This window comes from Noviherbaspirillum cavernae (assembly GCF_003590875.1).
GTDB lineage: Bacteria > Pseudomonadota > Gammaproteobacteria > Burkholderiales > Burkholderiaceae_D > Noviherbaspirillum > Noviherbaspirillum cavernae.
Map to the genome: position 1 here is coordinate 2,844,294 of NZ_QYUN01000002.1, position 18,457 is coordinate 2,862,750.

Here is an 18,457-nt window from a genome sequence, read left to right on the forward strand (position 1 = left end):
TCTACGGTAAAATGCAAGCAACCCTTTCAGCGAATTTCCACGAAACACATTCATGAACGATCCGAAAAACAGCGCCGCCAATTCGTCCGCTAACTCGTCCGCTAACGCGCCCGCCTCCAATTTCCTGCGCGGCATCATCGAAGCCGACCTGGCCGCCAACAAATACGCCAACCGCACCGACCCCAACGGCCACACGCTGCCGTCCGTCGTCACGCGCTTCCCGCCGGAACCCAACGGCTACCTGCACATCGGCCACGCCAAATCGATCTGCCTCAACTTCGGCCTCGCACGCGACTTCGACGGCCGCTGCACGATGCGCTTCGACGACACCAACCCGACCAAGGAAGAACAGGAATACGTCGATACCATTCTCGACAGCGTCAAGTGGCTCGGCTTCAACTGGAAGGATGACAGCGGCGACCATCTGTACTTCGCCAGCGACTACTTCGACCAGATGTACTTCATGGCCGAATACCTGATCACCGCCGGCCACGCCTACGTCGACAGCCAGTCCGCCGAAGACATGGCAAGGAATCGCGGCAACTTCGGCGAACCCGGCAAGAACTCGCCCTACCGCGACCGCCCGGCGCAGGAATCGCTCGACCTGTTCCGCCGCATGAAGGCAGGCGAATTCAAGGATGGCGAACACATTCTGCGCGCCAGGATCGACATGGCCTCACCCAACATGAACCTGCGCGACCCGGCGATCTACCGCATCCGCCACGCGCACCACCACCGCACCGGCGACAAGTGGTGCGTCTACCCGATGTACGACTACGCACATCCGATCGAGGACGCGATCGAGAACATCACGCACTCCTTCTGCACGCTCGAATTCCAGGATCACCGCCCGTTCTACGACTGGGTGCTGGAGCGTCTCGCCGAAGGCGGCTTCTTCAAGAAACCGCTGCCTGAACAAACCGAATTCGCGCGCCTGAACCTGACCTACGCCATCACCAGCAAGCGCAAGCTCCTGCAACTGGTCGAGGAAAAAATCGTCGACGGCTGGGACGACCCGCGCATGCCCACCATCGTCGGCATCCGCCGCCGCGGCTTCACCCCCGAATCGATTCAACTCTTCTGCGAACGCATCGGCGTCACCAAATCCGACAGCTGGATCGACATGGGCACGCTCGAAGGCGCGCTGCGCGACGACCTCGACGCCAAGGCCCCGCGCGCCGTCGCCGTACTGCGTCCGTTAAAACTCATCATCGACAACTTCCCGGAAAACCTGCAGGAAGACTGCACCGCCCCCGTCCACCCGCATCACCCGGAACGCGGCCACCGCACCTTCCCCATCAGCAAGGAACTGTGGATCGAGCAGGAAGACTTCATGGAAGTCCCCACCAAAGGCTACTTCCGCCTCTTCCCCGGCAACAAGGTGCGCCTGCGCTACGGCTACGTCGTCGAATGCACCGGCTGCGACAAGGACGACAACGGCAATGTCATCGCCGTCCACTGCAACTACTTCGCCGACAGCAAGAGCGGCACCGAAGGCTCGAACAACTACAAGGTCAAGGGCAACATCCACTGGGTCAGCGCGCACAACGCACTGCAAGCCGAAGTGCGCCTGTACGACCGCCTGTTCAGCGATGCGATGCCGGACGCGGGCGGGAAGGATTTCAAGACGGCACTGAATCCGAATTCGAAGGAAGTGATTACGGCCTATTTCGAACACGGGATGGGGAAGGCGCTGGCCGACGACAAGTTCCAGTTCGAGCGGCATGGATACTTCGTCGCGGATCGGGTGGATTCGAAACCGGGAAAGCCGGTGTTTAATCGGGTGGTGACGTTGAAGGATTCGTGGGGGAAGTGAGGGAGTAATTAATTATCTGCATCGCTTTGATGCGGTACTAGCAACAGCATTTTTCATGCTTAACAATAAAAACCGGAGCGCTCAATGGATCGCGTTGACTATGAATCTCTTGTAATACAAGACTTAGCCAATTTTTACAAAAATAACGAACTGAAGCTCGACCCGTGGTATCAACGTCGCTCCGTATGGAATCTCGCACAGAAGGGATACCTACTCAATACACTGTTCGTCAAGAAGCCGGTACCAACGATATACATTCGCCATTATTTGGACGTAGAGAGCGAGAAAAGTATTAAGGAGGTCGTCGATGGGCAGCAGCGTATGCGCTCAATTCTGGGATATCTTGATGATGAATTTGCAGCGCGTCATCCCAATCACAATGCACCCGTAAAGTACTCTGCTCTCTCGCCCAAAGAGCGAACTGAGCTGAAGATGACCAAGCTGTCGATCGGATCTCTTGTCAACGCCGAGGAGAGCGACGTTATCGAAATATTTGGGCGCTTGAATTCCATTTCTAAGTCGTTAAACGCTCAAGAAAAGCGGAACGCAAAATTTAGCGGAGCAATGAAACAGTTCTGTTTGGAGTATGCGGCCAAAAAGGTGGGCTTTTGGCGAGAAACCAGCATATTCTCCGCGACAGATATTTCCCGCATGGACGAGGTCCAGTTTATTTCAGATCTTGTCCTGAATCTGTTATCGGGGCTTTCTGACTTCAGTTCGGCCAAACTCGATAACTTGTACGAGCAATATGACGATCTGTTTGATGACGAGAAAAAAATTCAAAAGCGGTTGGATCGAATTTTTTCAATTATTGAAAAACTGACTGCGACTGCGATAAAAGATACGATTTTTTATCGCTCCCCAATTTTCTTCTCTCTTTTAATAGTGCTTGATCAAAAAAAAGGCGCTATTGGTTCGAAAAAACTAGAAGAACAGATGAAGGCGATCGACGCACTTTTTAACGACGCATCGAAGCATAAAGCCGAGGATAGAGCTTTTTATGAAGCATGCACTGCTTCTACGCAGCGCATAAAAAGCAGACGGGTACGCCATGAATACTTAGCAAAGCGAATCAGCTGACCCATATGGTTTCGCTTGCGTCGGACTATCAACGATTCGTTAGATTGACGAACGAATTGTTGCAACTAAACCATAAGCTAACCAATCTTGAGCTGGAGTATCAAAAGCTTATATCTGAGAACATCATGCTACGGCTCTTTTACGAACTGGATAAATGCGCTGAGAACATCGCTTTAAAGCTTACACGCGGGGTTCTTTACCTGGACGGCAGTGCTCCGCGGCTATTAATACCTGGATTTCGAAGTGTTGATGCGGCACGCCAACATATGCTGCAGGTGACGAAAAAATATTACTTAGAGTGGACTACGCTATCCAAGATACAAAAAAACTTAAATGGCATTCTAGATCCGGGCGACCATTTCTTAAGCATTAGAAGTCTGCATGATGCAACCTATGACGATATGAGGCATGTGCGGAATCATATCGCTCATGGCTCTACATCAACACAATTAAAGTTTTCTGCTCTCTCAACCAAAATTTTCTCGGCATCACGAGGCATTAATCCTGGTAGATTTCTTTTGTCCTGCAAAGCAGCTATCCCTGGTAATCCGCCCAAAGATCGCATTATTGTTCAATACATAAGGTGGTCGAAAGTATTTATTAAGACCTTGACGAAGTCTCCCATCTAAGGCAACGCTGAACAAGTAAACGAGATCTCGAGATTGCTCGTCAAGTTCCATGCGCACCATTCTGCATGCGGACCCAGTTACCTAATCACTGACGCGCAACGTTCCTCCAAATCGGTACGCGGGGCGCTCGGCAATTACCAATGAATGAAAATCTGCAGTCCCCGTCTCCTGCCAACGCCTGTCAAGCCAGACAATGGATCGCCGATCTGATCGCGCAACTGTCTCAACACAGCGTCTTGCTGCGGGATCCACCGGAAGAGCCGACTACCTGCTGCGGTCGCGGCTGCAGTGGCTGCGTGTGGGAAGGGTATCTGAGTGCAGTCGGATATTGGTGTGAACAAGCGCGGGAAGCTTTGCTCAGGCACGGCTGATACGGCAAGCGCAGAGTGCGCCTCGCCCGCTTGGCGCCGAAGCTTCGGATGTGATGCTGCCCGGCGCTCGACGAAACGTCCGCCAATGATTACAGAGAAGTCAGTAATTTAGATGACAACATTGTGACCACATTCCCTCCCCTTCAAGGGGAGGGTTAGGGTGGGGATGGGTTAAATCCGCAGCGAAAAACCCATCCCCATCCCGGCCTTCCCCTTGAAGGGGAAGGAGTTGAAGCAATGCAGCCGTCGTCCAAATTTCTGACTACTGAGTAATGGGCGCATGGCAGTAGGCGCATGACACCTTTCACAGGACGAACAATATGAAAACATGGTATGTAATGCTCGCCATCGCAGCGGGTGCGGTCCTGCCGATCCAGGTGGGCGTGAACAGCACTCTTCGCCATGGCATCGGCAGCCCGATCGTGGCCGCGCTCATTTCATTTGGCGTGGGGACCGTGTGCCTGTTGGCATACGCGCTCGCGGCACGCGCCGAATGGCCGACGGCCCAGATGCTGGCGAAGTTGCCGATGTGGGCGTGGATCGGTGGTGTGGTGGGCGCGTTTTACGTGGCAACCGCGATTCTCGTTGCGCCAAAACTGGGAGCAGCAAACCTGGTGTGCCTGACCATTGCCGCGCAATTGTTCATGTCACTCCTGCTGGACCATTACGGCCTGATTGGATTCGCTCAGCATGGCATCAATGTGGCGCGCATTGTCGGCGCACTACTGCTCATTGCGGGAACGGTGATGATCGTGAAGTACTGACGAATGAACGAGACAGTGTGACATGCGCAGCGCATCGACCTGTCTGTCTGTTTGCTCGCGTCGCCTCATCAATGTAACAAATTTCTTCATCGCAACATCTCTCCATTGTCACTGGCTAATATCGAACCGCACTGCAACCAACCTCGGGCAGTGCGGCTTCAGCGCCATCGGCGTGAGCAGGCCTTAACCATTCCGGCGCGAACGCTCGAAACTGACCGTGAGAGATCGCGTCATAACGGAGACAATCTGATGAAGAAACTATTCCCTGTCCTTTTTGGCATCGGCATGACCGTCGCAATTCCTCACGCGTTCGCAGAGAGCGCTGCTCCGGCACCAACGAGGAAACCGGTAAAGCACGCCGCAAAGAAGGCGGTGCAAAAAACGGATGAGGACAATCAACCCGACCTCGCCGGCAAGACCCGCACCGACTTCCATTGCGAGCTTGGCAACAAGGTATCGATCTACGACAACGCCGGCGACAACCAGCGCATCGGCATGCGCTGGAACAAGAAGATGCACGAACTGACGCGCGTGGAAACCTCGACAGGCGCGCATCGTTTTGAAGACAAGGATGCCGGTCTGGTTTGGATCAGTATTCCGGCCAAGAGCATGCTGCTCGACTCGAAAAAGGGACTACAGCTTGCCAATGAATGCAGGAGCAGAGAGCACATGAAGGCCAAGAGTCCGAACACCTGAGCGAACACACAAGCCAGGACCCGCGGCAGCGAAGGCGGAAAAGTGAAGCGCATTCCGCCGACTTCCGCTCCTCGGTTGCAAGACAACCGTCGGCTGAACAAACGCCGTGCATTCCGATGAGTGGCACGGCTGTTACGACGCGATCAGAAATACTTCTTCACAACCTCGCCAAACGCTTCCTCAACCGACTTGCCCTTCTTCATCAGTTCGGTAATCTCGTCCGAATATTCGGTAATCTTCGGCGGGAGCGTTTGCCGATTGTTCTTGAAATATTCATAGCGTTGGGCGGCGAACTGGTCTTCGAGTCTTGCCGCGCTGGTTGCGCCGCCGGCGCGGACGACACGTGCTGTGCGCGAGCCGGTGCGAGAGCCTGTGCCGATTCCGGCGATGAGCGCCTTTACCTTGTCCAGCGTGAGGATCGCGCTGAGGTTGGCACCGGAGAACTCATCGCCCTCGGGACGCAGCAGGTGATGGTTCTTGTCGAACGCCATTGTTTTTCCGAGGGTGGTCAGGATTTGATAGCTCGGCTCGGAGCCGCCGCTAACAAAGGAAAACTGAACGCGGTCGCCATAGTCGGCCATTTTTGCCATGACGCCTTTGAGATATTCCGCTGGAAGGGTGTCAAAGTTGCCATTCCAGCGCTTGCTTCTAGTTGAGACCAAGATAGTGTGCTTTCAAAAAAGTTACTGATATGCCTGCGAGCTGTCGGCTCTGCTAGTGCTGCGAAGTAAATCCGGGCGCGCATTATCGCTTAAATGAGGGGCAACGTCTTGACCAACGAAGACGGCGCCAGTTCCCTTCATCAACTGACCGGAAGAATGCAGCGAATGGCCGACCCTGATGGTCATTCCATCATGCGGGGCGACAGGCAGAACATGGAGCACATATCGTCACAGTTTGTCCACCGTTCGTCCACCGTTCGCGTCCATCGTCCAATATACTGCGACAACTCCCTCCAAACCGCTGCGCGCGCCGCGCCTATTGCCCATGACCTACGAAGAATACCTGGATGAAGTGACCACGCTCATGACGGAAATGTTCAACATGAGCGACGAAGATGCGATCAAGCATGTAATGCGGGCGCAGGCGGCGGATTTTTTTACCTTGCATGATGACCTTCCGGCCATGCGTACACAGGAACGCGCCGTTCAGGATGCTAAAACCATTTTCGAGCAAAAGAACAAATCGCGTCCGCATACACCACCCAAGCGTTCAGGCAAGCGCAAAACATGATCGCCAGCCGGTGCGGCTTCGCCGCCCGTCAAGCGCGGCATGAGAATTTCAGCGGTGTTATCGCACCCTACCATTGCACCATCACATCAGGGCTGCATATTTATCAATCCTTTTGCACTTCTGCCTTTATCGGGTCCGCCGGTGAATCTACATTGAGTGATGCCAGACTCGGAAGGAGATGCAGATGCCCAAATATCTCATTGAGGCCAATTATGTTGGCAAAGGTGTGGATGGTCTGCTGAAGGAAGGCGGCACCAGGCGGCGTACGGCGATTGATGAATTGTTCAAGTCGATGGGCGGCACGGTCGAGGCCTTTTACTTTGCCTTCGGCGACACCGACGTTTTCGTGATCGGCGAACTTCCGGACAATGCCACCGCGACGGCACTTGCCCTCAAGATCAATGCGGCCGGAGCGGCGACGTGCAAGACGACCGTGCTGATCACGCCCCAGGAAGTTGACGACGCCGTGAAGAAGAGCGGCGTTTATCGGCCGCCCGGATATGAGGCTGATCAAGCCGCAGTCACCAAGTGGGATGCCGAAGGCGGACAGCTCGCCCAGGATTCCGCTTGAAGCGATATGAGGGGAAATCTTCCGCATTCTTGCGGATGGCTGAGGGCGTTGTTGCGACTTGCCGAGTGAGCCGAGAATGCTCGCCTGGAGTCGTGCTGCATTCCACGGGCTGCGCCTGCGGATGACCATTTCTCTTCGTCTTCATCCTTCCATTGAGCGCCGCTGTCATGATGCGGCATTGATCATCATTTGCTGACTTCCGGATTTGCACACACCGCATCCGGCACGCTTCTGCCTTGATCATCCTCAATCATCCCTGCCAATGCTGACCTATGGTGTAACGCAAGGACAACGCAGGGAGAAGGGGAAATCGATCGCATTGAAGGAGACCGTGATGGACATTCAGCAAAACAAGCAACTGGTCATGCAGGGGTATCAGCTGTTCCAGGCCGGGGATATTGCCGGTTTGCTGCAACTGTTTGCCGACGACGCGGAATGGGTCGGCCCAACCACGGAATATGTGACCTTCTCCGGCAACCGTCACGGCACGCAGGAACTGGCGCAGTTTTTCGCCGAACTGGACCGTACCCAGGAAGCCCGGCATTTTGCGCCCGAGGACATGATCGCCGAGGGCGACAAGGTGGTGGTCACCGGACAGGCAACGTGGACAGTGAGGGCGACCGGCCAGGACTATGACAATCCATGGGTGCACATCTTCACCATCCGCGATGGCAAGGTGGCAAAGTTCCAGCAATTCAATGACACGGCGGCAGCGCGGAAAGCCTTCAAGCCGGTGGATACAGCGGCACAACAGGCAGGGACCGGCACAGGCGCGACACCGCTCCATTGACCCGCAACCAACGCGGCAACATCATGCCCCGGCTGCCTGCCGGGGCATTTTGCCGGGCGCGCCGACCCGCATCGCGCCAACACTCAGGATCGCCGCCCGCCGATCACGGTTTGCCAGGCAGCGGCGAGAATTCCACCGGCACCCACGCGTATCCCTTGCGCTCGGCGCGGACATGTCCGATGCCGGGGAATGGAATGTGCGCGCCCGCGACCCAGAGTTTCTTCTTCGCGGCGTCGGCAAAGACTTTCTTGCGGCTGGCGATGGCCTGCTTGCTGTTGAAGTCGAAGTCAATCGCGACTTCGGGCCGCGCGAACTGGACCGAGTGGCTGTGCACGATATCGCCCCACACCAGAAGCTGCTGCTGCGCCGAGGAGAACAGGTAGCCGGCATGGCCTGGCGTATGCCCCGGTGTCGACACGGAAACGACACCAGGCAGGATCGTTGCACCGGCGTCGAACTCCTTGAGCTTGCCCGCTGCAAGGTATGGCGCAACGGAATCCTGCGCCATCTTGAAGTAGGGCTGCGCGTCCTGCGGCGCTTTCGCGGCGATGTCCTTGTTGAGCCAGAATGCCGCTTCCTCCTTCGCCACGTATACGGTGGCATTCGGGAACGCAGGTTTGCCATCGGCAGCAACAAGACCGCACGCATGATCGCCGTGCAAATGCGTCAGCAGCACCGTATCGACCTGCGCCATGTCGTAGCCGGCGGCGCGGATGTTGCCGCCAATCACACCGAGCGTCGGACCGAAGCATTTTGCCGCGCCGGTATCGATGAGAATCAGGTTGCCGCCGGTATTGATCAGGTACGCGTTGACTGCGGTCTGCATGCCTTTCGTGGTTTCGACAAACATGCGTGCCAGCAGACTTTGAATGTCCGTCGCGCTCGCGCCCTTCAGCAGCTTCTGGTCGAGTACGACCAGCCCGTCGTACAGCGCGCTCACTTCAAGCTCGCCCAGCACCATGCGATAGAAGCCGGGGACCTGGGTCGCCTGCTTCGCCGGCGGCGCAGCTGAAGCCGTGGCAGGAATGAGGGCCGTCATTGCCGTGGACCCGGCGATCAATGTGGCCAGCAGGATTTTCCGCGAGATGTTCTTCATGTTGTGTCGTGCCATGGCTTTCTTTGTGAAAATTGATGATGGGAATTTGATCATAACGTAATTCCGTCAGCGCTTTTCCTGTGGAAATCCGCCGGCGGATTGTCGTGTTCGGTCGGGGGGCGGCAAGGAGATTGCGCAATATGGCTGCACCGGAACGCATTATCTTGTGCATATGCGGCAGCCGATGCCTTGCTGCCGGAAAGGCATCTGATGTCGTCCATGCGGATTGTGTTGCTGACGTCGCTTGCGATGCTGGCCTTTGCCGGCAATTCGCTGCTGTGCCGTCTTGCGTTGACGGACACCGGCATCGATGCCGCAAGCTTCACGACCATACGCATTGTTTCCGGCGCGCTCGTGCTGGTGCCGGTGGCGAGATGGCGCAACGGTGCGGGTGCACCTGCGCCGGACTGGCCGTCGGCCATCGCGCTGTTTGCCTACGCGGCGTGTTTTTCCTTCGCCTATGTCAGCCTGTCGGCGGGGACCGGTGCCTTGCTGTTGTTCGGCGCGGTGCAGGCAGCGATGATCGGCTACGGCTTGTGGCGCGGCGAATCGCTCGCCTGGCGGCGGATCGCGGGTCTTGCATGCGCCTTTGCCGGCATCGTCGGCCTGGTGCTGCCCGGCATTACCGCCCCGCCGCTGCAGGGTGCGGCGTTGATGCTGGCTGCGGGTGTCGCGTGGGGAATTTTCAGCATCCGCGGCAAGGGCGCGGGCGATCCGACCGCCGTGATGGCGGGCAGCTTCCTGCGCGCCGCGCCGCTCGCTGCCGTGTTGAGCATCGTCACCCTGCACTCGGCGACGCTAGACGCCATGGGTGTTGCGTATGCCATTGCATCCGGCGCGCTGACGTCCGGAGTCGGTTATGTCATCTGGTACACCGCACTGCGCGGATTGAGCGTGACCAGCGCGGCCATCGTGCAACTGACCGTCCCGATGATCGCGGCAGCAGCCGGTGTGATTCTGTTGAACGAACCACTTACCGCACGACTGCTGATTGCCTCGGCCATCATTCTGGGCGGGGTGGCATTGGCACTGACCGGCAAGAAAACCTGACCTCAAAAAAAAACCCGACACCGGTTCCGGTATCGGGTTCTGCCTTGCATCATGCGCAAGGACACATGCAGGGAGCCGACAACAATCAACATTGCGGCTCTTCGTAATCATGCGTCATCGGGTTGTTCCTCGGCATGATCTCTGCCCTAGTCAAGGGCCATCAGCTTTCACCGCATCGACGTTTGTCGAGCGTAATACTCACTGACTTGATATTACTTTAGTCTCCTACACTGTAAATGCAAGGGTGAAGATCGGCATTGCGTGCGGGTCGGGTTTTATTTTTTCATGGAGAGCGGAATGACATCGAAATTTTCATTGCTGACTGTGATTGTTGCGTCATTGCTGGCGACAAGCATCGCGCCGGTGAGCGCGATGGAACCTCCGGTCAAACTGCTGGGCGATCCCGCGCCGGCATCGTCGGGGACGCGCACGATCGTGATCACGCCGGATACCAGGCATGTGAACGTGACAGGAGGCGAGGTCGTGAATTTCGCGGTCGGCGACAAGATGTTCACATGGAGCTTCTTCGTTGCGGCAGGCATTTCCTCATTCGATCTGAACCGCATCGCGCCGCCCGGCATGCTCGACCACGTGGTGACGGCATATGTCGCGCGCGACCCGCGCTATATCGGCGGGGGCAATCGGAATCGTTGACGCTCTTTGCCGACGACTCGATGATATCGAGGCGGCGCTTGCACCAATCCGGAGCCGGTTTCAGTACGCCCGGTAAATCGGATAGCCATAGCCGATGTAGCCGCCGGATCGCACCAGATCGTCACGTGTGCTCAAGCGCAAGATGCAATCGCGCCAGCGATCGGTGTCTCTCGCATAGCCTAACTTGTCGCAAGCCGGGCCGTACACTTGCATCATGTAATCGGCCTCTTTCGCCATGTACTGGGCGCGTTGCTCCGGCGTAGTACACGCAGCAAGCAGCGCAGCCATTGCCAACACCATCATCGACACACGCATTCCGGCCTCCTCGGTTTGTCACGGCACGCGCTCGATCCGGCGCATCATCGATGTGCACAGCCTGATGCCGTATTTAGAAGATAGGACAATGCCGCGCGTTGCGAAAGCCGAAAGCATCAGCCGTCGTACCAGGGTGTCTTCGGGGTCTGCAGTGTTTCGGTCACTTGAAGCCGGTGCACGACGAGTTCGTCGATTTCCAGCCGGCGAATCCGCGCATGCCCGATGGCAAGCCGACCGATAGCCAGCACCCCCATCGCAATCGCGCCAAAGGCCAGCGCACCGATGGCGAGCGCGCCGACGGACTGCGAACCAATCGCGATTGATTTGAGGCGCACAATCTCCGGGGGCGGTGCGATTGCACCGGATACCGCTTGCGGCATCGGCTCACGCACTTTGACAACACGTTCGCGCAGCAGCATGGCACCTCCTTGTGACGACATGACCATTGCTTTATACGCCATATGAGAGGTGCCGGACCTGCGCAATGCGCGATGCAACGCTGCGCTTGATTCGTCTCAAATGACGAACAAGCCGCCACATGCTCGACGGCACGGATGCGCCGCGATCAGGAAGCGATGCGCCGTGCTCTACTTCAAGATTCGGACCGTTTCGGGTTATGCTTGCCTGCAACATGCCCGCTTCGACGCACCGGCAAGCGTATTCCTCTTTTCTTCCCGCACTGACCACGCCGCACTGACCACGCATTTCATGAACCTGACCACACCCGCCCTGCTGTTTCCTGCCATCTCATTGCTGCTGCTGGCATATACCAATCGCTTCCTCGTGCTGGCACAACTGATCCGGCACCTGCACAGCCAGCACCGGGACAACTTGCCGGACGTCGTGGTGCGGCAGATCGACAATCTGCGGATCCGCATCACGCTGATGCGCCGCATGCAGACCATGGGCGTGTCCAGTTTCCTCTTATGCGCGCTGTCGATGTTCCTCGTGTTCATCGACATGATCGAGATTGCGCAATACATCTTCGGCTTGAGCATCCTGCTGCTCGTGATCTCGCTGCTGCTGTCGCTTTACGAAATCCTGATCAGCACCAAGGCCATTGAAATCGAACTGGAAATGGTCGAGCAGGATCTGCAAAAACGATTGTGAGGCAAGGCATCCGCCGCCTTGCAAGAATGGCCAGCCGTGCAGGATGGCGGGCGCGGCTGCATAATTGCTCTTCCCCTGAAATCCGCCGAGAAACACCATGAACTTCGCCACCTGGATCACCTTCTTTTTCGCCGCCTGCGCCATCGCCGTTTCGCCCGGTTCCGGCGCGGTGCTATCGATGTCGCATGGGCTTTCCTATGGCGTGAAGCGAACCACCGGCACCATCCTCGGCTTGCAGGCCGGCCTCTTGCTGGTGCTGTTCATCGCGGGCGCGGGTGTCGGCTCGATCCTGGTGGCATCCGAACTCGCTTTCAACATCGTCAAGATCGTCGGCGCGCTCTACCTCATCTATCTCGGCTTCAGCCAATGGCGCGCGCGGGTGGAAGTCAGCGCGGACATGCCGCTGCAGGCGGCCGCGCATACCGAGGTACCGGCCCTGTCGCGGCGCTTTCTGACTGGCTTCCTGACCAACGCCACCAATCCCAAAGGCATCATTTTCCTGGTCGCGGTACTGCCGCAGTTCATCGACCACAACGCCGCGCTGGTGCCACAGCTGCTGATCCTGGCGGCAACGATGTGCACCGTCGACCTCGTGGTAATGCACAGCTATGCCTTCGCCGCATCGTCGATGCAAAGATATTTCCGCGATGCACGAGCGGTGAAGCAGCAGAACCGCTTTTTCGGCGGCATCCTGATGGCCGTCGGCGCGGCATTGTTCTTCGTCAAGCGCAATCCGGGCACGTAAACATCGCGCGTTTCTGCGGCATCATTGATCCAGCGGAAATCGTCATGCCGTAATTGACTCAGGCCCGCCGAGAGTGTGCTAGCTTGTAGACGATTTACCAAGCACCCGGCATCCTGACAACCGACCATGAACCGCATCGTTGATCTCGTCTGGCACAGGCTTGCCGGCTTGATGCCTGGGGAACTGAGACAGGCGGAATTCGGCTGGCTGGGTGCGCCGTATCAGCATCCGCTCCTGCTCGCGCGCAGACGGGCTACGCTGATCGTCAATCGCGTGCGCCTGTTCGCCTATCTGTTCGCGGTGCTGACGCCCTTGTGGAGCATCGTCGATTTTCTGATCTTCCCTGTCGTCCTGTGGCTCGATCTTGCGCTGATGCGCTTTGCCGCCTGCGTCGCATTCGCCAGCCTGCTGATGGAATACAAGCCCAACGGCAACACGCTGCATGCGTATCGCGCAATCGCGTTCCTGTTCGCGATTCCCACCGTGTTCGACATCGCGTCGCATTTCCTGATCGCCAGCCACCAGCTGGCCGACACCCCGGCGGCCATCGTCGGCGGCTATGCCTTCCTGCCGTTCGTGCTGCTGGCGGGGTTGTCGATCTTTCCGCTGACCCTGCTGGAAAACCTGATCATCGCCTGCCCCATCCTGATCCTGCAATTCGTCTCGGGCTACGTGCGCTGGCCGACGCTGGACTGGGCGTCGTTTGCCGGCGCATTCTGGCTGCTGCTTATCATCACCGGCATGTCGGCGCTGGCTGGCATGAGCCAGCTGGCCTTCATGCTCGCGCTGGTCAGGCAGGCCTTGCGCGACCCGCTGACCGGGACCTTCTCGCGCAACAGCGGCGAGGAAGTGATCGAGCTGCAGTTCAGCGTCACGCGTCGCAGCGGCAAGCCGCTGGCGATTGCCTTCATCGACCTCGACCACTTCAAGAGCGTCAATGACCGCTTCGGCCACGAGGCGGGCGACCATGTGCTGATCGCGACGACCGAGACCATCAGCCGCAACCTGCGGCGCGGCGACGTGCTGGCGCGCTGGGGCGGCGAGGAGTTCGTGCTGATCATGCCCAACACCGACATCAAGGAAGCCGAGTCGGCGCTGGTGCGGCTGCGGCATATCGGCTTCGGCATGCGCCCCGACAACACGCCGGTCACGGCCAGCATCGGCATTGCCGAACGCATCGACATGCATGCGCAAGACTGGAAGACGCTGGTGGACAAGGCGGACCAGCGCATGTATCGCGCCAAGCAAGGCGGGCGCGACCGCATCGTCTGCACCGACGGACCGGAAACGGCAAGTCAACCGGCATCGTCCGTGGCATCGCACTGACCGCACCGACGCTTGACCTTTGGCAAGACGCCTTTCCGGTTTCTGAGGCAGATTTAACAAGCACCGTTTTTGCCGAACTTTCAGGCACCTCGCGGTCTGATATCGCAACTCAACACACAATCTCGCCCATGAAGCCAATCTCGGTAGACAACGTCGTCAACACATACCGCCTGTATGCGCCGCTATACGATCGATTGTTCGGCGCAGTGTTCGAGCCGGGGCGACAGGCGCTGACCGAGGCGGTATCGTCGATGCGTCCGGCTTCCATTCTGGAAGTCGGGGTCGGCACGGGACTGACGCTCAGCCACTACCCGGCCAAGTCCGCCGTGGTCGGGATCGATATCTCGCACGAGATGCTGGAGATCGCACGGCAGCGGGCAGAGGAAATGTCGGGACGCAACATCCATCTGGTCGCGATGAATGCGGAGGCGATGGAATTTCCGGACGGTTCCTTCGATTGCGTGGCGATTCCCTATGTGCTGTCGGTCACGCCGGAACCGCAGCGATTGATCGCCGAAATCCGCCGCGTCTGCCGCAAGGGCGGCACCATCCTGATCCTGAACCACTTCAGCGGCAGCCGCTTCTGGTGGCTGCTCGAACATGCGTTCAAGTCGCTGGCCGACCGCATCGGCTTTCGCTCCGACTTCTGTTTCGATGAGCAAATCCTGAAGCACGACTGGGAAATCCGCTCGGTCCGCAAGGTGAACTTTCTCGGCCTGTCCAAGCTGATCGTGATCCGCAATACCTGAATATCTGGACTCCAGCCCCGAAGGCAGGCTGCCGTTCATCCTCTCTCCCCTGTCGGCGCACGCTGCGCAAACCGCCGGCGATATTCAACGGGACGCATGTCGGCCGCGTGCCCCCTGCTCCTCATCAGCCGGCGACACAAGGGGTTTGACGGATCAATCGCCGGGCGGTGTATTGCTTTGCCGCTTTCATTCCAAATGGAAAGGATTAGAATCCTTGGCACATATTCATCACAAGGAGACACCATGCATCCATCGCCATTCCGTACCGCACGTGCGCCGAGGCTTGTCCTGTCGCTCATGGCCGCCCTCTCCGCCTGCGCGGTGTTCACCTGCGCCCACGCAGCCGATCCCGACACCAAACTGCTGGAGGCGGCGAAGCAGGCGCAACCTGCGCTGATCGACACGCTCAAGGACATGGTGTCGATCGAATCCGGCAGCAGCAATGCGGCGGGACTGGCGAAAATGGCCGACTACACCGAGAAGCAGCTCAAGGCGCTCGGCGCACGCACTGAGCGGCACAAATCCGGCAAAGGCGCCGGCAGTACCGTGGTCGGCACCTTCACCGGCACCGGCACCAAACGGTTGATGCTGATGGCGCACATGGACACGGTGTATCCGGAAGGCACGCTGGCGACGCAGCCGTGGCGCGTCGAGAGCGGACGCATCTACGGTCCCGGCATCGCCGACGACAAGGGCGGCATCGCGGTCATCCTGCACGCGCTCAAGATGCTCAACGATGCCGGCTGGCGCGACTACGCCAAGGTGACCGTGCTGTTCAATTCGGACGAGGAAATCGGCTCGATCGATTCCGGCGAACTGATCGCGACGCTCGCCGCCGAGCACGACTACGTCTTCTCGTGCGAGCCGATCGCGGCCAGGGCGGAGGGCTTGCTGCTCGGCGCCAGCGGCACCGGCACCGTGACAATGCAGGTGCGAGGACGCACGTCGCACGCCGGCGCGGCACCCGAACTGGGCCGCAACGCACTGGTCGAGTTGTCACACCAGATCCTGCAGACCCGAGACATCGCCAAATCCATTCCGGGTACGCAATTGAACTGGACGGTGGCGCAAGCCGGACAAGTGCGCAACCAGATCCCCGAACGCGCATTCGCCACCGCCGACATGCGGCTGACCGTTGCCGACGGATTCGAGCGCATGGAAGCCGCGCTGCGTGAACGCGTGGCCAACAAGCTGGTACCCGATACAGAAACCACGATCGCGATCGAGCGCGGCCGTCCACCCTTCGTCGCCTCCTCCGCGGCGCGCGAGCTGGCGAAGAAGGCGCAAGGCATCTATGGCGAGATCGGACGCAAGCTTGCGCTGCACGACAACACCGGCGGCGCAACCGATGCCGGATTCGCGGCCCGTTCGGGCAAGGCCATCGTGCTGGAGAGCTTCGGCCTCGCCGGCGAGGGCTACCATGCGCGCGACGAATTCATCACGGTGGATTCGATCGTGCCGCGCCTGTACCTGATGACGCGCATGATGCAGGAAGTCGCGAAGGCGCAATAAAAAGAAAAACGGCGGACTGCACCAAGTGCCGTCCGCCGCGGAATCGGTCTGCCCCTTCATGCAAGGGGCTTTCACCGACCAGTCTTTATCGACGCCCCATCACAGCAGCGTCTTCGCCAGCGCCTCCAGCTGCGCCCGGTATTCCTCCTCATTCAGATGCTTGCGCGCCACGCCGCTCTCGTGCGCGGCAGTAGCGATCTTCGGCGTCACACCTGTCAGCAGACGCTTGTCGAGCAGGGTCGGCACGATGTAATCGCGGCCGAAGTGTTCGTCGCTGCGCGCCATGGCGGCAAGCGCCTCGACGCAGGCCAGCTTCATCGGCTGATTGATGTTGGTCGCGGCAGAATCGAGCGCGGCGCGGAACAGGTAGGGGAAGCACAGCGCGTTGTTGATCTGGTTCGGATAGTCGGAGCGACCGGTGGCGACGATGGCATCCGGCGCGACTTCGCGCACCAGTTCCGGCCGCAGTTCCGGCTCGGGGTTGGCCAGCGCGAACACGATCGGCTTGGCGGCCATCTTCTTCACGTCGTCCTGCTTCAGCAGGCCCGGGCCGGACACGCCGAGGAACATGTCGGCCATGTGCATCACGTCCGACATGGTCTTGGCGTCGGTGTTCTGCGCCCAGGCACGCTTCTCTTTGGTTAATTCGCGGTTCGTGGTCAGCACGCCGCGGCTGTCGCAGACGAAGATGTTTTCACGCTGCACGCCCAGGTCCAGCAAGAGGTCGAGGCAAGCCATCGCCGCCGCGCCCGCGCCGGAGCAGACCACCTTGAGCTTCGTGATATCGCGTCCGGTCAGCTGAACCGCATTCAGCAGGCCGGCACCCACCACGATCGCGGTACCGTGCTGGTCGTCGTGGAAGACCGGGATCGACAGGCGGTCGCGCAGGTGATGCTCGATGAAGAAGCATTCCGGCGCCTTGATGTCTTCGAGGTTGATGCCGCCGAAAGTCGGGTGCAGTGCGGCGATGATGTCCACCAGCTTTTCCGGATCGGTTTCGTCGATTTCGATGTCGAAAGCGTCGATGCCCGCGAACTTCTTGAACAGGACCGACTTGCCTTCCATGACCGGCTTGCCTGCCAGCGCGCCGATGTCGCCCAGGCCGAGCACGGCTGTGCCGTTGGTGATCACGCCGACCAGATTGCCCTTGGCAGTGTATTCATAGGCCTTGGCGGGGTTCTTGTGGATCTCGATGCAGGGCACGGCGACGCCCGGCGAATAGGCGAGCGAGAGGTCGGCCTGGCTGCCGACCGCCTTGGTGACTTGAATGGCGATTTTTCCGGGCTGTCCGTGGGAGTGGTATTCCAGCGCATTTTGTTCCAGCGATTTCATTTTCTTCTCTTTCAGCAATTGGTCGGTTCGATTGTCGACGGCCCGGGCGGGCGCTTTCATTCGGGCAGGCGCGAGCGCGTCTGTCGCGCGCAAATCTTCAAGCTGCGGTTCTCCATCAGCTCCACATGTTGCTGGTGCGCTGTGCACCGGTGGCTGCCTGTCAGGCAAATGAGGTTCCGTTCCGTTTGGCGGATGCGGACGTGGGTCGACATGGTTTTTCTCGTGCAAATATTTTCGCCGTGGCTGGCGGCACGCACAAAGACCGGTAAGCCTTTGCCGTTCCGTTGGCGGGCTGCCACCCGGCTTGCCGGCGGCACGCCCATTTCTCTTCCATTGATAAGGCAGAGGGAGCAAACAGCGTGGAACCTGCGATCGGCAAGTCTTGCGTGCAGGCACGCCGACGGCAGGGAGGCGGTAGCGTAGCACACAATTTCCGGCGCTGCCCGGTTTCGGTGCGCCGCGTGACGCACCAGCCCGGGCGGCTGAGCGGCGAATGCGCAATCCCGGATCGGCGCATTGGCGCGCAGTGGCTGCCCGAGTTTGGGTGTCTGCCGAACCGGCATTCCGACGTCGGCACTGGCACGGAAAATACTTTCCATAGAGAAACAAAAATGAACA

22 protein-coding genes are annotated in these 18,457 nt (G+C 58.7%); 16 read left to right on the plus strand and 6 right to left on the minus strand.

Annotated elements, in window-relative coordinates; genetic code table 11:
• Window positions 1-52 precede the first annotated feature (52 nt).
• From D3870_RS13340 to D3870_RS13365, 6 genes are all read left to right on the plus strand, one after another.
• Entirely contained in the window at window positions 53-1,816 is a 1,764-nt protein-coding gene (locus tag D3870_RS13340; RefSeq protein WP_119739798.1) for a glutamine--tRNA ligase/YqeY domain fusion protein, read from the plus strand.
• Between the two features lie 84 nt (window positions 1,817-1,900).
• Complete coding sequence (locus tag D3870_RS13345) at window positions 1,901-2,896, plus strand: DUF262 domain-containing protein (RefSeq protein WP_119739800.1); 996 nt, start codon at window positions 1,901-1,903, stop codon at window positions 2,894-2,896.
• Window positions 2,897-2,940: 44 nt separating this feature from the next.
• Window positions 2,941-3,525, plus strand: a complete 585-nt coding sequence (locus tag D3870_RS13350; RefSeq protein ID WP_147375793.1) for a hypothetical protein — start codon at window positions 2,941-2,943, stop codon at window positions 3,523-3,525.
• Between the two features lie 140 nt (window positions 3,526-3,665).
• Window positions 3,666-3,896, plus strand: coding sequence for an oxidoreductase-like domain-containing protein (locus tag D3870_RS13355; RefSeq protein WP_119739803.1), 231 nt, complete (start codon window positions 3,666-3,668; stop codon window positions 3,894-3,896).
• A gap of 320 nt (window positions 3,897-4,216) precedes the next feature.
• On the plus strand, window positions 4,217-4,660 hold the full coding sequence (locus D3870_RS13360) for a DMT family transporter (protein WP_119739805.1): 444 nt from the start codon (window positions 4,217-4,219) through the stop codon (window positions 4,658-4,660).
• Between the two features lie 105 nt (window positions 4,661-4,765).
• Window positions 4,766-5,356 carry a hypothetical protein gene (locus D3870_RS13365; RefSeq protein WP_242489971.1) on the plus strand — a complete coding sequence of 197 codons (591 nt, stop codon included), beginning with the start codon at window positions 4,766-4,768 and terminating at the stop codon, window positions 5,354-5,356.
• 143 nt (window positions 5,357-5,499) lie between these two features.
• On the opposite strand, the gene D3870_RS13370 is transcribed toward D3870_RS13365, so the two are convergent.
• Window positions 5,500-5,946 carry a hypothetical protein gene (locus D3870_RS13370; protein ID WP_242489972.1) on the minus strand — a complete coding sequence of 149 codons (447 nt, stop codon included), beginning with the start codon at window positions 5,944-5,946 and terminating at the stop codon, window positions 5,500-5,502.
• 397 nt (window positions 5,947-6,343) lie between these two features.
• On the opposite strand from D3870_RS13370, the gene D3870_RS13375 reads away from it, so the two are divergent.
• From D3870_RS13375 to D3870_RS13385, 3 genes are all read left to right on the plus strand, one after another.
• Window positions 6,344-6,589, plus strand: coding sequence for a hypothetical protein (locus D3870_RS13375; protein WP_119739811.1), 246 nt, complete (start codon window positions 6,344-6,346; stop codon window positions 6,587-6,589).
• A gap of 184 nt (window positions 6,590-6,773) precedes the next feature.
• Window positions 6,774-7,160 carry a GYD domain-containing protein gene (locus tag D3870_RS13380; RefSeq protein ID WP_119742090.1) on the plus strand — a complete coding sequence of 129 codons (387 nt, stop codon included), beginning with the start codon at window positions 6,774-6,776 and terminating at the stop codon, window positions 7,158-7,160.
• 334 nt (window positions 7,161-7,494) lie between these two features.
• Window positions 7,495-7,950: a nuclear transport factor 2 family protein gene (locus tag D3870_RS13385; RefSeq protein WP_158590458.1), complete on the plus strand. Its 456-nt coding sequence runs from the start codon at window positions 7,495-7,497 to the stop codon at window positions 7,948-7,950.
• A gap of 103 nt (window positions 7,951-8,053) precedes the next feature.
• On the opposite strand, the gene D3870_RS13390 is transcribed toward D3870_RS13385, so the two are convergent.
• Complete coding sequence (locus D3870_RS13390; protein WP_199710642.1) at window positions 8,054-9,061, minus strand: MBL fold metallo-hydrolase; 1,008 nt, start codon at window positions 9,059-9,061, stop codon at window positions 8,054-8,056.
• A 195-nt stretch (window positions 9,062-9,256) separates the two neighbouring features.
• Here D3870_RS13390 and D3870_RS13395 point away from each other — a divergent pair, with 195 nt between their 5' ends.
• Window positions 9,257-10,096: a DMT family transporter gene (locus tag D3870_RS13395; protein WP_119742093.1), complete on the plus strand. Its 840-nt coding sequence runs from the start codon at window positions 9,257-9,259 to the stop codon at window positions 10,094-10,096.
• 297 nt (window positions 10,097-10,393) lie between these two features.
• Window positions 10,394-10,750 carry a CzcE family metal-binding protein gene (locus D3870_RS13400; RefSeq protein WP_119742095.1) on the plus strand — a complete coding sequence of 119 codons (357 nt, stop codon included), beginning with the start codon at window positions 10,394-10,396 and terminating at the stop codon, window positions 10,748-10,750.
• Between the two features lie 60 nt (window positions 10,751-10,810).
• Here D3870_RS13400 and D3870_RS13405 read toward each other — a convergent pair whose 3' ends face one another.
• Window positions 10,811-11,065, minus strand: a complete 255-nt coding sequence (locus D3870_RS13405) for a hypothetical protein (RefSeq protein ID WP_147375794.1) — start codon at window positions 11,063-11,065, stop codon at window positions 10,811-10,813.
• A 116-nt stretch (window positions 11,066-11,181) separates the two neighbouring features.
• Window positions 11,182-11,484 (minus strand): hypothetical protein, encoded by a 303-nt coding sequence (locus tag D3870_RS13410; protein WP_199710644.1) that lies wholly within the window; start codon window positions 11,482-11,484, stop codon window positions 11,182-11,184.
• Between the two features lie 163 nt (window positions 11,485-11,647).
• Between D3870_RS13410 and D3870_RS13415 the strand changes: the two genes are divergently transcribed.
• The 5 genes from D3870_RS13415 (at window position 11,648) to D3870_RS13435 (ending at window position 16,507) form a co-directional block, all read left to right on the plus strand.
• Window positions 11,648-12,175, plus strand: coding sequence for a DUF2721 domain-containing protein (locus tag D3870_RS13415; protein ID WP_277986361.1), 528 nt, complete (start codon window positions 11,648-11,650; stop codon window positions 12,173-12,175).
• Window positions 12,176-12,272: 97 nt separating this feature from the next.
• Complete coding sequence (locus D3870_RS13420) at window positions 12,273-12,920, plus strand: LysE family transporter (RefSeq protein ID WP_119739816.1); 648 nt, start codon at window positions 12,273-12,275, stop codon at window positions 12,918-12,920.
• Between the two features lie 126 nt (window positions 12,921-13,046).
• On the plus strand, window positions 13,047-14,246 hold the full coding sequence (locus D3870_RS13425) for a GGDEF domain-containing protein (RefSeq protein ID WP_119739818.1): 1,200 nt from the start codon (window positions 13,047-13,049) through the stop codon (window positions 14,244-14,246).
• Between the two features lie 128 nt (window positions 14,247-14,374).
• Window positions 14,375-14,995 (plus strand): class I SAM-dependent methyltransferase, encoded by a 621-nt coding sequence (locus tag D3870_RS13430; RefSeq protein ID WP_119739820.1) that lies wholly within the window; start codon window positions 14,375-14,377, stop codon window positions 14,993-14,995.
• A 243-nt stretch (window positions 14,996-15,238) separates the two neighbouring features.
• Window positions 15,239-16,507: a M20/M25/M40 family metallo-hydrolase gene (locus D3870_RS13435; protein WP_119739822.1), complete on the plus strand. Its 1,269-nt coding sequence runs from the start codon at window positions 15,239-15,241 to the stop codon at window positions 16,505-16,507.
• Between the two features lie 99 nt (window positions 16,508-16,606).
• On the opposite strand, the gene D3870_RS13440 is transcribed toward D3870_RS13435, so the two are convergent.
• Both D3870_RS13440 and D3870_RS22100 read right to left on the minus strand, forming a co-directional pair.
• Window positions 16,607-17,839: a malic enzyme-like NAD(P)-binding protein gene (locus tag D3870_RS13440; protein ID WP_119742101.1), complete on the minus strand. Its 1,233-nt coding sequence runs from the start codon at window positions 17,837-17,839 to the stop codon at window positions 16,607-16,609.
• 56 nt (window positions 17,840-17,895) lie between these two features.
• On the minus strand, window positions 17,896-18,438 hold the full coding sequence (locus tag D3870_RS22100; RefSeq protein WP_147375795.1) for a hypothetical protein: 543 nt from the start codon (window positions 18,436-18,438) through the stop codon (window positions 17,896-17,898).
• Window positions 18,439-18,457 lie beyond the last annotated feature (19 nt).